This is a genomic window from Parvibaculum sp. (genome assembly GCF_030694575.1).
In the GTDB taxonomy this organism is placed as follows: Bacteria; Pseudomonadota; Alphaproteobacteria; order Parvibaculales; family Parvibaculaceae; genus Parvibaculum.
Genome location: NZ_JAUYUS010000018.1, coordinates 1 through 17,002, shown reverse-complemented (window position 1 = coordinate 17,002; position 17,002 = coordinate 1). Strand labels below are relative to the sequence as shown.

General features: G+C 65.4%; 13 protein-coding genes. 5 read left to right on the top strand and 8 right to left on the bottom strand.

Going from position 1 to position 17,002, the window contains the following annotated elements:
• Positions 1 to 61: 61 nt before the first annotated feature.
• From Q8S60_RS03270 to glpK, 3 genes are all read right to left on the bottom strand, one after another.
• Complete coding sequence (locus tag Q8S60_RS03270) at positions 62 to 838, bottom strand: class II aldolase/adducin family protein (RefSeq protein WP_305276765.1); 777 nt, start codon at positions 836 to 838, stop codon at positions 62 to 64.
• A gap of 87 nt (positions 839 to 925) precedes the next feature.
• Complete coding sequence (locus tag Q8S60_RS03265; RefSeq protein ID WP_305276764.1) at positions 926 to 2,335, bottom strand: FAD-binding oxidoreductase; 1,410 nt, start codon at positions 2,333 to 2,335, stop codon at positions 926 to 928.
• 78 nt (positions 2,336 to 2,413) lie between these two features.
• Positions 2,414 to 3,907, bottom strand: coding sequence for a glycerol kinase GlpK (glpK, locus tag Q8S60_RS03260; RefSeq protein ID WP_305276763.1), 1,494 nt, complete (start codon positions 3,905 to 3,907; stop codon positions 2,414 to 2,416).
• A gap of 110 nt (positions 3,908 to 4,017) precedes the next feature.
• Between glpK and moaA the strand changes: the two genes are divergently transcribed.
• Positions 4,018 to 5,055, top strand: a complete 1,038-nt coding sequence (gene moaA / locus Q8S60_RS03255) for a GTP 3',8-cyclase MoaA (RefSeq protein WP_305276762.1) — start codon at positions 4,018 to 4,020, stop codon at positions 5,053 to 5,055.
• Between the two features lie 205 nt (positions 5,056 to 5,260).
• On the opposite strand, the gene cutA is transcribed toward moaA, so the two are convergent.
• Positions 5,261 to 5,608: a divalent-cation tolerance protein CutA gene (gene cutA, locus Q8S60_RS03250; RefSeq protein WP_305276761.1), complete on the bottom strand. Its 348-nt coding sequence runs from the start codon at positions 5,606 to 5,608 to the stop codon at positions 5,261 to 5,263.
• Positions 5,609 to 5,684: 76 nt separating this feature from the next.
• Here cutA and Q8S60_RS03245 point away from each other — a divergent pair, with 76 nt between their 5' ends.
• Complete coding sequence (locus Q8S60_RS03245) at positions 5,685 to 6,452, top strand: NAD kinase (RefSeq protein ID WP_305276760.1); 768 nt, start codon at positions 5,685 to 5,687, stop codon at positions 6,450 to 6,452.
• Positions 6,453 to 6,532: 80 nt separating this feature from the next.
• On the opposite strand, the gene Q8S60_RS03240 is transcribed toward Q8S60_RS03245, so the two are convergent.
• Positions 6,533 to 7,354: an NUDIX domain-containing protein gene (locus Q8S60_RS03240; protein WP_305276759.1), complete on the bottom strand. Its 822-nt coding sequence runs from the start codon at positions 7,352 to 7,354 to the stop codon at positions 6,533 to 6,535.
• A 147-nt stretch (positions 7,355 to 7,501) separates the two neighbouring features.
• On the opposite strand from Q8S60_RS03240, the gene Q8S60_RS03235 reads away from it, so the two are divergent.
• Positions 7,502 to 8,701 (top strand): EAL domain-containing protein, encoded by a 1,200-nt coding sequence (locus Q8S60_RS03235; protein WP_305276758.1) that lies wholly within the window; start codon positions 7,502 to 7,504, stop codon positions 8,699 to 8,701.
• A gap of 211 nt (positions 8,702 to 8,912) precedes the next feature.
• Here the strand turns inward: Q8S60_RS03235 and pcaF are convergent, their stop codons facing one another.
• Positions 8,913 to 10,115: a 3-oxoadipyl-CoA thiolase gene (pcaF, locus tag Q8S60_RS03230; protein WP_305276791.1), complete on the bottom strand. Its 1,203-nt coding sequence runs from the start codon at positions 10,113 to 10,115 to the stop codon at positions 8,913 to 8,915.
• Positions 10,116 to 10,208: 93 nt separating this feature from the next.
• Complete coding sequence (locus tag Q8S60_RS03225; RefSeq protein ID WP_305276757.1) at positions 10,209 to 11,342, bottom strand: DUF2336 domain-containing protein; 1,134 nt, start codon at positions 11,340 to 11,342, stop codon at positions 10,209 to 10,211.
• 269 nt (positions 11,343 to 11,611) lie between these two features.
• Between Q8S60_RS03225 and Q8S60_RS03220 the strand changes: the two genes are divergently transcribed.
• Positions 11,612 to 12,808, top strand: a complete 1,197-nt coding sequence (locus tag Q8S60_RS03220; protein WP_305276756.1) for a CaiB/BaiF CoA-transferase family protein — start codon at positions 11,612 to 11,614, stop codon at positions 12,806 to 12,808.
• 43 nt (positions 12,809 to 12,851) lie between these two features.
• A complete protein-coding gene (gene yghU / locus Q8S60_RS03215; protein ID WP_305276754.1) occupies positions 12,852 to 13,721 on the top strand; it encodes a glutathione-dependent disulfide-bond oxidoreductase in 870 nt (289 codons plus the stop codon).
• Positions 13,722 to 13,819: 98 nt separating this feature from the next.
• On the opposite strand, the gene Q8S60_RS03210 is transcribed toward yghU, so the two are convergent.
• Positions 13,820 to 16,486 (bottom strand): cation-transporting P-type ATPase, encoded by a 2,667-nt coding sequence (locus tag Q8S60_RS03210; protein WP_305276789.1) that lies wholly within the window; start codon positions 16,484 to 16,486, stop codon positions 13,820 to 13,822.
• Positions 16,487 to 17,002 lie beyond the last annotated feature (516 nt).

Below are 17,002 nucleotides of genomic sequence, written 5' to 3'. Positions count from 1 at the left end.
GAGGCCCAAAGCCTCCCCATCTCAATTGGAAAGTCGTTGAAGCGCGCGCTCCTGAAACAAATCAATCGCGATAGGACGGATCGATCCGGTCGAGCGTACGCAGAAGCGCCGGCCAGGCGAGTTTGCCGATGCCGTGCTTCTTGTGGAACATGCCCTGGTCGGCGGTCTTCTCCGGCACGCCCTGGTTCGGCATGGTCAGTTTCACGCCGCCGGAAAGCGCCCGCACCTGCATCGTGCAGGCCCGCTCCAGGAAATAAAGCCGCAGGAAAGCATCGGGGCAGCTTGCGCCCGCCGCCAGCAGCCCGTGATTGCGCAGGATCATGCAATGCTTGTTGCCGAGATCGCGCACCAGCCGCTCGCGCTCGTCATGTTCGAGCGCGATGCCTTCGTAATCGTGATAGGCGAGGTCTTCGAGCACGATCATCGCCGTCTGCGACAGCGGCAGCAGCCCGTCCGCCTGCGCCGACACGGCCACGCCGTCATCCGAATGCGTGTGGATCACGGCATTCGCATCCGGCACCGACATATGCACCGCGCTGTGGATCGTGAAGCCCGCCGGGTTCACCGCGTAATCCGTCGGCATGACGATATTGCCGTCGAGATCGATCTTCACCAGGCTCGACGCCGTGATCTCGTCGAAGCTCATGCCGTAGGGATTGATGAGAAAGTGATGCTCCGGCCCCGGCACGCGCGCCGAGATATGCGTATAGATGAGGTCGCTCCAGCCGTAATGCGCCACAAGCCGGTAGGTTGCCGCGAGATCGACGCGCACCTGCCATTCGGCTTCCGAAACCTGATCGCGCACTGAAACGCCGCTGAAATCCTCCGCTACCGACATCGGGGCCGCCTTCCGTCACTCATTATGAAAAACCGGATTCTGTGTTCCGGTCAGTCTGCCACGCCAGCCCCCTCGGCTGCAAACTGGCTATTCCGCCGCCTTCGCCTGTGGAACCGGCTCGAGCACCTTGCCCGGATTGAGAATATTCTTCGGGTCGAGCGTCCGCTTCAGCATCCGCATCAGCGCCACTTCCTCCGGGCTCCGCGACCAGTCGAGATAAGGCCGCTTCTCCAGCCCGATCCCGTGTTCCGCCGAAACCGATCCCTGCCGCTCCCGCAGCCGGCCATAGACGACCGCCTCGACACCATGCCGCGTCTCCGGCCCCGCATCGGGAAAGCGCCCCGGAATGACATGCAGGTTGCCGTCGCCCAGATGCCCGAACACCATCAGCGAACTATCCGGCCATTTCGCGGCGAGTCCCTTCTTCACATCGGCGACATAGCTCTCCATGTCGGCGATCTTGAGGCTCACATCGAAGGTGAACATCGGATAGGTATGCACCACCTGCCCCACGTCGTCGCGCAGCGCCCACATTGCATCGCGCTCCGCCTGGCTCTTCGCGATCACCGCATCCGAAATCTCGCCCGCCTCCAGCGCCTCCATCATCGCCGCCTCGAAGCGCGCGCTGTCGGCCTCCTGGTCGCCGCCCATGGATTCCACCAGCACATAATAGGGATGTCCGTGCGGCACGATCGGCTTGCCCTTCGCGGGCTCCATCGTGACGAGCTTGTAGAAATCCTCCCACATCACCTCGAAGGCCGAGAGCGTGCCGCCCAGCGCCCGCTCCATGTGGCGCAGGAAATTCGGCAACTGATCGAAACTCTCGACCGCCACGAACCCCGTATCCTGCGACACCGGTTTCGGCCGCACGCGCAGCACCGCCCGCGTGACGACGCCGAGCGTCCCTTCCGAGCCGATGAACATATGCTTCAGGTCGTAGCCCGCATTGTTCTTGATGAGCTTGTTCATCGAGCTCATGACCGTGCCGTCCGCCAGCACGACTTCGAGCCCCAGCACCAGGTCGCGCGTCATCCCGTAGCGGATCACGCGGTTGCCGCCGGCATTGGTGGAGATGTTGCCGCCGATGGTCGCCGACCCGCGCGCGCCGAGATCGAGCGGAAACAGCAACCCCTTCGCGTCCGCCGCCTCGCATACCGCCTGCAGCACGCAGCCTGCCTGCACGCTCATCGTGCCGCCCAGCGTGTCGATCTCCTCGATCTTGTTCATGCGTTCGAGCGACAGCGCGATATGCCCCTGCGCCTCGCCGCCTTCCACAAGCCCCGTCTTGCCGCCCCACGGCACCACGCCCTCGCCCGCCGCATGGCAGAGCTTCAGCGCCTTCGACACCTCTTCGGTCGATGCAGGCCGCAGCACAGCGGCGGGCACCCCGAGCTTGCTCCAGCCCCCTTGCGCCTTCTCCTCGGCATCCTTCCCCGTCAGCACACCGGCATCGCCCAGCGCCGCCTTCAGCTTCGCAATAAGATCATCCGACGCCATGTCATCCTCCCGGGATCGTTCTTTCAGAAACTATAGCGCGATTGGCAGCAGATTGCTCGGCGCCGCGAGCAGGCAATCTCACCCGATCACCCGCTTCACATAGCCGAGCCACCGCTCATACCGCTCCGCCCGCTCGCTCTCCGCCATCTCCGGCGAAAACGCCCGCTCGCAGCGCCAATGTGCGGCGACATCCGCCATGTCGCCGTAAAAGCCCACATGCATCCCCGCCAGATAGGCCGCGCCCAGCGCCGTCGTCTCGGTGACTTCCGGCCTTTCGACGGGCCGCCCGATAATATCGGCGAGGTTCTGCACGAACCAGTTATTCGCCACCATGCCGCCATCGACGCGCAGCGCCTGCGGGCTTTCCAGCCCCGCCGCCTTCATGTCCGCCGCCATTGCATCCATCAGGTCGCGCGTCTGGTAGGACACGCTTTCGAGCGCCGCCCGCACGATCTCCTTCGCGCCCGTATCACGCGTCATGCCGAACAGCGCCGCCCGCGCATCCGGCTCCCAATAGGGCGCGCCGAGCCCCGTGAATGCCGGCACCAGCACCGCATGGCTGTTCGGATTCGCGTCCCGCGCCATCGCCTCGCTCTCGGCGGACGTACCGACCAGCCCCATCTCGTCGCGCAGCCATTGCACGATCGCCCCCGCCATGAAGATCGAGCCCTCCAGCGCGTAGGTCGTCTTGCCGCCGATCCGGTAGGCGACGGTCCCGAGCAGCCTGTTCCGGCTCTCCACCCGCCGCGCGCCCGTATTCACCACCGCGAAACAGCCCGTCCCGTAGGTCGATTTGATGAGCCCCGGCTCGAAACACGCCTGCCCCACCGTCGCCGCCTGCTGGTCGCCCGCCACGCCCGCGACCGGAATCTCGATGCCGAACAACTCCTTCGCCGTCACGCCGAAATCCGCGCAGCAATCCTTCACCTCCGGCAGCATCTCGCGCGGAATGTCGAACCAGCCGAGTAACTCGTCGTCCCAGTCCTGTGTCTCGATATTGAAGAGCAGCGTCCGCGATGCATTCGTCGCATCGGTCACGTGGCGCTTGCCGCCCGTGAGATTGAAGATGAGCCACGAGTCGATGGTCCCGAAGCAGAGTTCGCCCTTCTTCGCTCTCTCTCGCGCGCCCTCCACATGGTCGAGCAGCCATGCGAGCTTCGTCCCCGAGAAATAGGGATCGAGCAGCAGCCCCGTCTTCGCCTGCACGATGGGCTCCTTGCCCTCCGCCTTCAGCTTCGCGCACAGCGCCGCCGTCCGCCGGTCCTGCCACACAATGGCATTATGCAGCGGCTTGCCCGTCGCCCGCTCCCACAGCACCGTCGTCTCGCGCTGATTGGTGATGCCGATGGCCGCGATATTCCCCGCCGTCGTGCCGCTCGTCAGCAGCCCCCGGCAGACTTCCAGCGCCGCCGCCCAGATCTCGGCCGCGTCATGCTCCACCCAGCCGTCCTGCGGGAAAATCTGCCGCAAATCCTTCTGCCGCACCCGCATCGGCGAGCCCGACTTGTCGAACAGCAGCGCCCGCGTGCTCGTCGTCCCCTGATCGATGGAAAGAATGTAGTCGGCCGCCATGAGCGCTCCCCTCGTCTTGATTGAGGCAGAGGCTACCTTGCCCCGGCACCCGGCAAAACCCCTCGCACTCAGGGGGCGAAATCCGTCTGACCCGATGCTATATTCCGGTCATGGACTTGGAAGCGCCCCTTCTCCCCGCCGAAACGCCCGCCACGCCGATGATCGACCCGTTCGGCCGCGCGGTCACCTATCTGCGCGTCTCGGTGACGGACCGCTGCGACTTCCGCTGTGTCTACTGCATGTCCGAGCACATGAACTTCCTGCCGAAGCCCGAACTGCTGACGCTGGAGGAGCTCGACCGCGTCTGCTCCGCCTTTGTCGCCAAGGGCGTCCGCAAGCTCCGCCTCACCGGCGGCGAACCCCTCGTCCGCCGCGATGTCATGACGCTGATCCGCAGCCTCGGCCGTCACCTCGAAACCGGCGCGCTCGACGAACTGACGCTGACCACCAACGGCAGCCAGCTCGCGCGCCACGCGGACGATCTCCACGCCGCCGGCATCCGCCGCATCAACGTCTCTCTCGACACGCTCGACCCCGGCCTCTTCGCCGAAATCACCCGCTGGGGCCGCCTGCCCCAGGTGCTCGACGGCATCGCCGCCGCAAAGCGCGCCGGCCTCCAGGTCAAGATCAACACGGTCGCGCTCAAGGGCGTCAACGAAGCCGAGCTCCCCTCGCTCATCGAATGGGCGCATGGCGAAGGCCACGACATCACGCTGATCGAAACCATGCCGATGGGCGACATCGATGGCGACCGCACCGAACAATATCTGCCGCTGTCGCAAGTGCGCCGCGCGCTCGCGACACGCTGGACGCTCGACGAGATGGACTTCCGCACCGGCGGCCCCGCGCGCTATCTCCGCGTCAAGGAAACCGGCGGCAAGCTCGGCCTCATCACGCCGCTCACGCACAACTTCTGCGAAAGCTGCAACCGCGTCCGCCTCACCTGTACCGGCACGCTCTATATGTGCCTGGGTCAGGAAGACGCCGCCGACCTCCGCGGCGCCGTCCGCGCGAGCGAAACCGACGAGATCCTCAACGCCGCCATCGACGAAGCGATCGGCCGCAAGCCCAAGGGCCACGACTTCATCATCGACCGCACCCACAACCGCCCCGCCGTCCCCCGCCACATGTCGCTGACGGGCGGCTGAAACGCCTCCCACAAACTCCATCCCTTCTTTCCCACCCTCCCCTTGAGGGAGGGTCGACAAAATTCGAGCGAAGCGAAGAATTTTTCGGGGAGGGGTAAGCGTGGAATGTCGGCGCATAACCACAGCACACGCGAACCTGCGACGTAGCACCCCTCCCCAAACCGCTTGCAGCGGTTTGACCCTCCCTCAGGGGGAGGGTGCTAGTTCACCCCCGTGTCTGCCCCCTCGCCCAGGCCAGATAATCCTCATTCCCGCCCTCGATCGGCAGCACCAGCATCGCCGGCACCTCATATGGATGCAGCGCCCTCAACCGCTCCATCGCCTCGCTCGCAAGCGCCCGCCTTGTTTTGATGAATGCCGCCGTCTCGTCCTCCCGCTCCACCGCGCCCTTCCATTCGTAAACGGAGCGCATGCCTGGGTGAATATTGACGCAGGCCGCGAGCTTCTCCCGCACCAGTGCCTCCGCGGCCCGCTCCGCATCCGCGACCGAGCCGAAGGTCGAATAGATGAAGACGAATTCCGTCTCATCCTTGGCTTGCGTATCTCCGCCCATATGCTTACCTCCTTGTGTCCGCGGTTGATTTACCGCTTCGTACGGAAAATTAACCGGCGCCCTCGAGGGGAAGATAATGAAATTCGAGAAGATCGCCTTCGTGGCGACCGATATGCCGGAGGCCCAGGCCGCGCGAAGGGCGCTCGCCGCCCGCTATGGCGACGCAAAGCCCGAGGAGGCGGATGTGATCGTCGCGCTCGGCGGCGACGGCCTCATGCTCCAGACCATGCACGAGCATATGCAGCGCCGCGTACCGATCTACGGCATGAACCGGGGCTCCGTCGGCTTCCTGATGAATGAATATCGCGACGACACGCTGAAGGAGCGTCTCGCCGCCGCGGAATGCGCGACGCTCCACCCGCTTCGCATGAGCGCGACGCTGGCCGACGGCTCGAAGAAGGAAGCCCTCGCCATCAACGAGGTCTCGCTGCTCCGCGAAACCTATCAGGCCGCGAAGATCCGCATCTCCATCGACGGAAAGATCCGTATGGAAGAACTGATCTGCGACGGCGTGCTGGTGGCGACGCCCGCCGGCTCCACCGCCTACAATCTCTCGGCGCAGGGCCCCATCGTCCCCATCGACGCCGCGCTCCTCGCGCTTACGCCGATCAGCGCCTTCCGCCCCCGCCGCTGGCGCGGCGCGCTGCTCTCGCACCGCGCGAAAGTCCGCTTCGAAATCCTCGAACATGGCAAACGCCCCGTCAGCGCCGTCGCCGACCATACGGAATTCCGAAACGTCCGCGACGTCGAAGTGGAAGAAGACGGCAGCATCGACATCCTGATGCTCTTCGACCCCGACCACGGCCTCGACGAACGCATCATCACCGAACAATTTTTGTACTGAGTCGCCCTCGCTTCTTTCTTCCCACCCTCCCCCTGTGGGAGGGTCAAACGGCTGCAAGCCGTTTGGGGAGGGGAAACTTCCTACCCCGCCTTCGGCTTCGCCACGTTCGCCACCGCCGACAAGGGCTCCTCCGTCACCGAATAGCCCGCCTCCACGGGAATTCTCAGCACCGGCTCGCCAGCCGCATTCTTCGTCACCTGCGGTTCGACGGTCACGACCTTCGTCTTCCGCGCCGTCTCGATGGCATGGGCGACGCTCGGGCTCTGTCCGAGCTTCTCCACATTCATCCGTGTCGGGAAGATGATCGTCCGCGTTCCCGCTTCCGCTTCCTTCAGCGCCAGCTCCGGACGGATCCACACGCTGTCGACCGATTCCGATCCGTCATGCACCGCCAGATGATCCTCCGGCGCCACCGCGAGATAGAACCGCGTGTCGAACCGCTTCGGCATCATGTTCGGCGTGATCCAGTGCGCGAACGGCGTCAGCGCATCGCCGCAAAGCCGCAAGCCTTCCTTCATGAGGAAATCGCCGATCCCGACCTCACCCTTGTTCAGGGGGTCGCGGTAATGCTCCAGCATCTTCAGCCGCGCCGCGTCGACGAGATTGCCCGTCTGCTCGCTCCGTGCCAGCAGCACGCCCGACTCCTCGAACGCCTCGCGGATCGCCGCCACGCGCATCGAGAATTCCCAATCGTCCAGCCCCTCCGCGCCGTCCACGCGCTCGCGTACATGCGGCGCCATGTCGAGCTTGTCCACCTTGCCGCCCGGAAAGACGAGCGCGCCGCTCGCGAAATCGATCTGGTGATGTCGCACCACCATGAACACCTCGACGCCCTCCGCGCCGTCGCGCAGCAGCAGGATCGTCGCTGCCGGAATCAGGGCATCGCCTGTGGATTTGCTCACTTGAAACCTCCCTTTGCTTCAATTCGAAGCATTCTTTTTATCTTTTGGCGACGCTGTCCGCCGCTCGTTCGCAGGAATTAAGCACTCGGAAAGACCTGGGCGCCACCCTGTCTCATGCCCGCTTGTTGTGTGCCGTCCGGGATCAAGATGTACAGCAGTTCCTTTCGCCTGACCAACCGCGACGTCGACCTCGCCTTCGAGGCCGGGCACCTGTTCATCGTCTGCCAGCCGAAAATATCGCTCGCCACCGGCGAGGCGCTCGGCGCGGAAGCCTATATCCGCTGGAACCATCCCGACTACGGCCTGTTGCCGCCCGGCCTCTTCCTCTCCTTCTTCGAGCGCCGCGAACGCTCGGGCGAACTCACGCGTTACGTAGCGTCCGCCGCAGCCGATGCCCTCGCTGAGTGGCAGGGCGCGGGCCGCGACTGGCCGCTCTCCATCAATCTCGGCGCGCCCGATCTCGCCGACATGGGCCTGCCCGGCGCGCTCGACGCCATCATGGCCGAGCGCGGCCTCGATCCCGCCTCGCTCATTCTCGAAGTCCCCGAAGGCGCCTTCGCCCGCCACGGCGAGGCGGCCGCGAAAACACTCGCGGCATTCCGCCGCCTCGGCTTTCGCACCGCGCTCGACGGCGGCGGCGCTGTGATCGTGCCGGATGAGTTCATCTCGCCCGATTATTTCGACGAGGTGAAGATCGGCGGCGCTTCCATCATCCAGTTCGCCCGCCGCCTGAAGCAGTCGGGCCTCGGATTCGTCGGTAAGCGCGTTGCGCTCGCCGCCTCGCGCGGCCTCGGCGCCACCGCCGTCGGCGTCGAGGACGAGACGACGCTTGCCGCGCTGTCCGCCCTCGGCTTCACCGCCGCGCAGGGCGCGCATATCTGCCGCCCCTGTCCGCCCGCCGAACTCGCGGACTGGTCCGCGCCCGTCCTCCCTTGCCTCGCGCCGCGGGACGAACCGGAGGATGAAATCCTCCTAACCGATCCGCTGCCCGAGGAAGATGCGTATACGGATGAGATGGCGGCGGCACCCGCGGCCATCGTCGAATATTCATGGGAAGACGTGAACCCGGCGATCCCCGGCGAGGAAATCCGCATCGCCGCCTGGCGCCTCGACCGCACCTGCCTCTCGCCGGACCGGCACCTGCTCGCCCTCGTCCGCCGTCCCCGCCGCCTCGCCCACACCGGAAAGCCGGCAAGGAAGGCCGCCGCGCCGAAACCGCACCGGCCCGAACCTTCAAAAGCGGAACAGGAAAAGCCGCGGCCCGCGCGCGCCCCGAAGCGCAAATCCCGCGCCCCCGCCGGCCTCGTCACCCGCCCCAGCCTCGTCCAACTGGCATTGGGCTTTTAACGAGCAATCTTTCTCCCCACCCTCCCCTTGAGGGAGGGTCGACAAAATTCGAGCGGCACGCGAAGAATTTTTCGGGGAGGGGTAAGCGTGGAACCTCCGCGCATAACCGGAATGCCCGCACCCGCCGTCAGCGGAGAACCCCTCCCCAAACCGCTTGCAGCGGTTTGACCCTCCCACAGGGGGAGGGTGAAGACGAAGCGGCTCGTCCTCCTCAAACCCGCTCGATCACCATCGCAATGCCCTGCCCGACACCGATGCACATCGTGCAGAGCGCATAGCGCCCGTCGCGCTTCTCCAGCTCGTACATCGCCGTCGTCACCAGCCGCGCGCCGCTCATGCCGAGCGGGTGACCGAGCGCGATCGCGCCGCCATTCGGGTTCACGTGATCCGCATTGTCCGGCAGCCCGAGATCGCGCAGCACGGCAAGCCCCTGCGAAGCGAACGCCTCGTTGAGTTCGATCACGTCGATATCGCCGATATTGAGCCCGGCCTTTTCCAGCACCTTGCGCGTTGCCGGCGCCGGTCCGATGCCCATGATGCGCGGCGGCACGCCCGCCGTCGCCATCGCGACGATCCGCGCGCGCGGACGCAATCCGTTCGCCTCCGCCATATCCGCCGACGCGAGGATCAATGCACAGGCGCCGTCATTCACGCCCGACGCATTCCCCGCCGTCACCGTGCCGCCCTCGCGGAACGGCGCCTTGAGTTTGCCGAGCGCTTCCAGTGTCGTGTCCGGCCGCGGATGCTCGTCCGCGCTCACCACCGTCTCGCCCTTGCGGCTCGCGATCGTCACCGGCACGATTTCCTGCGCGAACCGCCCGCTCTCCATCGCCCGCCCGGCGCGCTGCTGGCTCCGCCACGCGAAGGCATCCTGGTCCGCCCGCGAAATCTGGAAATCCTCGGCCACGTTCTCCGCCGTCTCGGGCATGGAATCGACGCCGTATTGCCGCTTCATCAGCGGGTTCACGAAGCGCCAGCCGATGGTCGTGTCGTAAATCTCCGCGTCGCGCGAAAAGGCGCTCGCCGCCTTCCCCATCACGAAGGGCGCGCGCGACATGCTTTCCACGCCGCCCGCGATCATGAGGCCCGCCTCGCCCGACTTGATCGCCCGCGCCGCCGTGCCGACGGCATCCATGCCCGAGCCGCAGAGCCGGTTCACCGTCGAGCCCGGTACGCCTTCGGGCAGTCCCGCCAGCAGCGAGGACATGCGAGCTACGTTCCGGTTGTCCTCGCCCGCCTGGTTGGCGCAGCCGAAGATCACGTCGTCCACCCGTTCCCAGTTCACATCCGGGTTCCGCTCCATCAGCGCCATCAGCGGCACTGCGCCCAGATCGTCCGCGCGCACCTGCGCCAGCGCGCCCGCATAGCGCCCGATGGGCGTCCGCACGGCGTCGCAAATGAAAGCGTCTCGGATCTGATGGGTCATGGGTCTCGCCTCTTCTCGAATTGAAGTAGGCGAAACTAGATCATTTTCGGGAGAAGAAAAGCCGCTTGATGAAGCGCCGCCTCAGGCGACGTTTCGCGCGCGCGGCGCCGGCCGGGGCCCCGCCAGTTGCGCCAGCTTGTCGATCATGCTGTCGAGATCGGGCGCCACGGTCTCGAAAGTCTCCTGCAGCCCTTCCAGCACATGGTGGCGGTAGAGCTCGAGTTCGAGCGAGCCGTCCGAGCTCCTCACCGCATGATAGGTGTCGAGCACGCGGCGGAATGCCGGATAAAGCGCCTCGGGCATCCCCGCCCGCGCATAGACGGCGCGGAAGCCGAGCGCGCCGACATCGTGGATAAGCCGCCAGATGCGTTCGTCCGGCACGCCTGTCAGCTCCGCGAAAGCCGCCTCCACGAAGCGCATTTCGCCGATGCAGGCGGCGCGCAGGATGAGCGTCGCCGACAGCCGGCCGTTCTCGGCAAGCTGCGCCACCAGTCCGCGCAAATCGTCGTTACCCATGCGGCCGAGCGCATTCGTCGTCGTCCGTTCGCGCGCCTGTTCTTCCAGCGTCGCCGCCATGCGCCCGTCGATCTCGTGATGCACGACGAGATATTCGCGCATCTGCTCCGACACCATCGCGATCAGCCGCTCCACAAGCAGCGCCGGCAATTCGCTCCGCTGCACCAGCGGCGCCGCCACGTCGGCATCGTCCGCATAGCGCTGCACCAGCATCGTCGCTGCCGCCTCGTTGATGACGGCGCCGGAATTCTGCACCAGCGTCAGCACCGCGCTGCGGTCGCCGCGATGGGCGATGGCCTCGGAAACCGGCGCTCCCACCACGGCCCGCCCCGCAATCGCGCATTGCTTGTCGGAACTGCCGTAATAGACGAGCCCCACAAGGTCTTCGTCCGTCAGCACCGGCGAGCGTTCGAGAATGGGAATCGCCACCTGGTCGATGTCGCGCGCCAGATGCAGCACGATGTTGCGCGGCGCCGTCGGATTGTCGTTGATGCACCGCGACAGCGCCTCGCGCACGCTCACCGCGACGTCGCGCACCAGGTAGCCGAGAATTTCATGTGCGAGTTCGCGCTCGCGGGGCGCGAGTTCGATACTGCCGAACTGGCTGGCGACCTTCGCGGCCACGGCGGCGCGCGCGTCCTCGGACGTATCCGTGAGGAGACGTTCGACGTCGGCGATGGTCAGCTTTTCCGAACTCATTCCTTGCCCCGGACCCACATCGTCGATGCCCGCGACAGTCCGCGGGCGCCCCGATTGAGCCTAGGCGAAACCGCTTAATGAACGGTTTCAGGTAAAACGCACAGTAAACGGATTATTACCTCAGCCCTTCCGCCCCTGCATGAAGATCGCAACGGGGACGAGCGTCCCGATTCCCCGCTATCCCCTCCTCTCCACCCCCACTTTGACTCCCCCGCCTTTTCATGGATGATCCGCCCAACAAGAAATTCAGCTAACAGGGACCGGACATCATGCTTGAGGGCCTCAAGGTCATTGAAATGGCCACCTATATCGCCGCGCCCGGCGCCGGCGGCATCCTTGCCGACTGGGGCGCGGACGTCATCAAGGTGGAGCCGCTTTCCGGCTGCCCCATGCGCTACACGATGCAGAATGTCGGCGCCGACCACCTGAAGGGCAGCCCGATCTTCGACCTCGATAATCGCGGCAAAAAAGGCCTCGCCATCGACACCTCGAAGCCCGAAGGCGTCGAGGCCGTGAAGCGTCTCGTCAAGGACGCCGACATCTTCATCACTAATGTCCGCCCCGGCGGGCTGGAACGCGCGGGCCTCGACTACGAGAGCCTGAAAGCCGTGAACCCCCGCCTCGTCTATGCGAGCGTCACCGGCTACGGCCTAGAAGGGCCGGACCGCGACCGCCCCGGTTTCGACATCGCCGCCTTCTATGCCCGCTCCGGCGTCGGCTGGCTGCAGACCGTGAAGGGCAAGGAGCCGACGACGCTGCGCACCGGCATCGGCGACCACACCACCAGCATGGCGACCGTCGGCGGCATCCTCGCCGCCATCTTCGAGCGCGAAAAAACCGGCAAGGGCCGCCTCGTCGAGGCGTCTCTCCTCCGCGCCGGCATCTATGCCGCCGGCTCCGACACCGCCGTCCAGCTCCGCTACGGCAAGCTCGGCTCCACCAAGTCGCGCCACGAAGCGCTCATGCCGATCAGCAATTTCTTCAAGACGAAGGATACCTGGATCGTCATCGTCCCCCGTCAGGGCACGGTCGACTGGACCGCCGTCTGCCGCGCCATCGGCAGGCCCGAACTCGAAACCGACGAGCGGTTCGACAATCCGAGAAAGCGCCGCGCCAACGCCGCCGAACTGGTCGACATTCTCGATGCCGCCTTCGCCGCGCATGATGTCGATCACTGGCGCGCGAAACTCGATGCCGAGGACATCATCTGGGCCCCCCTCATGCGCCCGGGCGACGTCTTCGAGGATCCGCAGGCGCACGCCGCCGGCGCCTATGTAAAAGTGCCGGAGGAAGACGGCTCCGGCACCTATCTTGCGCCCGCCTCGCCCATCCGTTTCCCCGGCTTCGACGACACGCCGAAATCCGCCTCCCCCGCGCTCGGCCAGCACACGGTCGAAACCCTGAAGTCCCACGGCTTCAGCGACGCGGAAATCGAAAACCTCCGCGCCTCTGGCGCCATAAAATAAAACACCCATATCCGGACATTCGCCGCACAAAGGAACCGCTCCCATGACCGACCAAGCCTATACGCCGCCGAAAGTCTGGACCTGGAACCAGGACAAGAACGCCAACCGCTTCTCGAATATCAATCGCCCCATCGCGGGTCCGACGCATGAGAAGGAGCTTCCCGTCGGCAAGCATCCCTTCCAGCTCTATTCGCTGGCGACGCCGAACGGCGTCAAGGTCACGGTCATGCTGGAAGAGCTGCTCGAAGCCGGCCACAAGGGCGCCGAATACGATGCCTGGCTCATCAACATCTCCGAGGGCCACCAGTTCGGCTCCGGCTTCGTCGCCGTCAACCCGAACTCGAAAATCCCCGCATTGATGGACCGCAGCACCAACCCGCCGACCCGCATCTTCGAAAGCGGCGCCATGCTCCTCTATCTCTCGGAGAAGTTCGGCGGCGCCTTCATGCCGAAGGACCTCGCGAAGCGCGCCGAAGTCTATTCCTGGCTCATGTGGCAGATGGGCTCCGCGCCCTATCTCGGCGGCGGCTTCGGTCATTTCTATGCCTATGCGCCGTTCAAGATCGAATATGCGATCGACCGCTTCGCCATGGAGATCAAGCGCCAGCTCGACGTCCTCGACCGCCGCCTCGCCGAAAGCCGCTACATCGCGGGCGACGAATACACAGTCGCCGACATGGCCATCTGGCCCTGGTACGGCGCGCTGGCCAAAGGCCTCCTCTACGAAGCCGCCGAGTTCCTCAGCGTCCACGAATATAAAAACGTTCTCCGCTGGACCGGCGAACTCGCCGAGCGTCCCGCCGTCAAACGCGGCCGCATGGTCAACCGCGCCTGGGGCGAGCCCTCGAGCCAGCTCCCCGAACGCCACGACGCGAGCGATTTCGAAAAAGTCGCCAAGGCACCGGCCGAATAGTTTTTTCTGCACCCTCCCCCTGCGGGAGGGTCAAACCGCTGCAAGCGGTTTGGTGAGGGGTGAGGAGCGGCGGCGCAAGATCTATAAAAGCGCCGCCCTCACCTCGCAAAACCCAGCCGCCGCGCCACGCGCTTCTCGATCTCGACGATCAGCAGCAGCCCAATGCCCACGCCGACGATGATCGCGCCATCGGCCGGGGAAACCGGCGTGCTGCCGAAGACGCCCTGCAGGAACGGCAGATAGGTAAACGCGAACTGCGCCGCGACGATGCCGGTCACGCCGATGAGCACCGCGCGGGTGCCCATCGCGCCGCGCCATGTCAGCGACGTGCCATGCACGTAACGCACGCTGAAGAGATAGAAAATCTCCATCACGACGATGGCGTTGACGACCATGGTCCGCGCCGTCTCGACCGGCAGCCCGCGCTCCGTCGCCCAGGTGAATATGCCGAAGGTGCCCGCCACCATCAGCAGCGATACGAAGAAGACCCGCCACAATATGCGGCCCGACAGGATCGGCTGTCCCGCCGGACGCGGCATGCGCTTCATCGCGCCCGGTTCCGTCGGCTCGAATGCGAAGGTAAGGCCGAGCGCAATTCCCGTCACCATGTTGATCCAGAGAATCTGGATCGGCAGCACCGGCAGCGTCAGCCCGAACAGCACCGCGAGAATGATCGTCAGCGCCTCGCCGCCATTCGTCGGCAGCACCCATGAAATCACCTTGGTAAGATTGTCGTAGACCGTGCGCCCCTCGCGCACCGCGGCGACGATGGACGCGAAATTGTCGTCGGCAAGCACAACCTCGCTTGCTTCCTTCGCCGCCTCCGTCCCCTTGCCGCCCATCGCCACGCCGATATCGGCGCGCTTCAGCGCCGGCGCATCGTTCACCCCGTCGCCCGTCATCGCAATGACCGAGCCGTCCGCCTGCAGGGCTTCGACGAGACGCAGCTTGTGTTCGGGGTTCGTCCGCGCAAAGACGCAGGCCTCTCGTGCCGCGCGGGCAAAGCCCGCATCGTCCATCGCGTCCAGCTCCTGCCCGGTGACGGTCCGCGCCGCGCCGTTCAAGCCAAGCTGCCGCGCAATCGCGCTCGCCGTCACGGCATGGTCGCCCGTGATCATCTTCACCGCAATGCCCGCCTCGCGGCATTCCTCGATTGCGGCGATGGCTTCAGGCCGCGGCGGGTCGATCAGCGCCACAAGCCCGAGCAGCGTCAACCCGGTCTCGGCATCGTCGTTTGAAACTTTCGCCGTCCCCTCCGGCATGACGCGGCGCGCCAGCGCGATGACGCGCTGCCCCTCCGCCGCCAGCGCATCGACCTGTCCATGCCAGAATGCACGATCGATCTCGCGCTCGCCCTCCGGCGCCGCCGCCGTCGCGCACATCTCGATCACGCGCTCCGGCGCTCCCTTGAGATAGAGAACGGGCGGCAGCGCTTCCTCGCGCTTGTTCAACGTCGCCATATAGCGATGCCGCGCATCGAAGGGAATTTCCTCGAGCCGTGCGAAGCGCGCCCGCGCCGCGCGGACATCGTGCCCCGCCTTGATCGCGAGCGAGAGCAGCGCCCCTTCCATCGGGTCGCCATCCGTGAGCCAGTTCCCCTCCTTCTCGGCAAGTTCGGCATCGTTGCAGAGCAGTCCGGCAAGCGTGAGTTCCTCCAGCACCGGATAGGACACCGCGTCGATTGCCGAGCCGTTGACGAGAAAGCGCCCCTCCGGCTTGTACCCCGCTCCTTCGACATGGGCATGCACCGCCGCCGTCACCACGGCACTGACCGTCATTTCGTTTTTCGTCAGCGTACCGGTCTTGTCCGAACAGATGATCGAGACGGAGCCGAGCGTCTCCACGGCCGGCAGCCGCCTGATGACGGCGTTGCGGCTCGCCATGCGCTGCACGCCGACGGCAAGTGTAATCGTCATGATGGCGGGCAGACCCTCCGGGATCGAGGCGACGGCAAGGCCCACCAGGATCATGAAGGACTCGCTGAGCGTGTAGGTCGATCCGAGCGCGGCATACAGAAAGACGAACGAGGCAAGCGCCAGCACCACCACGGCGATCTGCCGCGCGAACTGATCCATCTGCCGCGTGAGCGGCGTCGTCAGCGTCTCGACCTCGCCGAGCAGGCTGCTGATGCGCCCAAGCTCGGTCTGCGCGCCGGTCCCGACCGCAATCCCCGCGCCCTGCCCCGCCGCAACGAAGGTGCCCGAATAAGCCATCGCAGTGCGGTCACCGAGCGCCGCTGAACCATCGACAGGCGCCGTCGCCTTGTCCACCGGCACGGATTCGCCCGTCAGCGCCGCCTCGTCGATCCGAAGATTGCTCGCCTTCACAAGCCTGAGATCGGCGGGCACGCGGTCGCCCGCTTCCAGCATCACGACATCGCCCGGCACGACCTGATCGGCCGCCACGCTGACGCGCCGCCCCTCCCGCAGCACCGAGGCGTGCGGGTCGAGCATGCCGCGTATCGCCTCCAGCGCCCTCTCCGCGCGGCCTTCCTGAATGAACCCGATGGTCGCATTGGTCAGCACGACAAGCGCGATCACGATTGCGTCGGTGCCATGTCCGATGGACAAGGCCAGAATGGCCGCAACGATCAGCACATAAATGAGAAGATTGTTGAATTGGCGGATAAACCGGCTGAAGGCCCCGCGCTGCTTGCCTTTCGGCAAACGGTTCGGTCCATGAGCGGCGAGGCGGCGTTCCGCCTCATCCTCCGCCAACCCCTCCGCCGGCGTGCCGAAGGCATCCCGCGTCTCGCTTGCGTCCATCGCATGCCACGCGCGCTCGATCTGCTTCTCGCCCGGCTCTTTTACCGCTGATGTCACAACAACCCCGATCCGTTACATGATCGTTCATTGTAACGGATTCCTTGATGTTTTCATGCGGGCTCTCGTCGCAGGTTTGGAGCGGACGGCCGGACACGGGCGAAGTAATCCATACGGCGTTTCTCGCGGCAAATGCCCAATGGATTGCTTCGGCCTTTCAGGCCTCGCAATGACGTGGAGAGATATTTTTTCATATCCAATCTCGTCATTGCGAGGAGCGGCGTGGCCGCGACGCGGCAATCCAGAGCCGCTTGCTCCGTGCTTGCCATTCCGATCGCTTGCCCTCGCGGAGAGCGAGAAACAGCCCCACCGTCTCAACAACACCCGCTCTTCCGCTCCGGATCGTGCAGCGCCGGTTTGAAGAACATGCCGAGCTGCAAACTCTCCGCGATCCGCGCCGCCTTTTCCGTGAAGAGGTCCGCCACCTCCGGCGCGCAGATTTCGTCCGCCGTCTCGCGG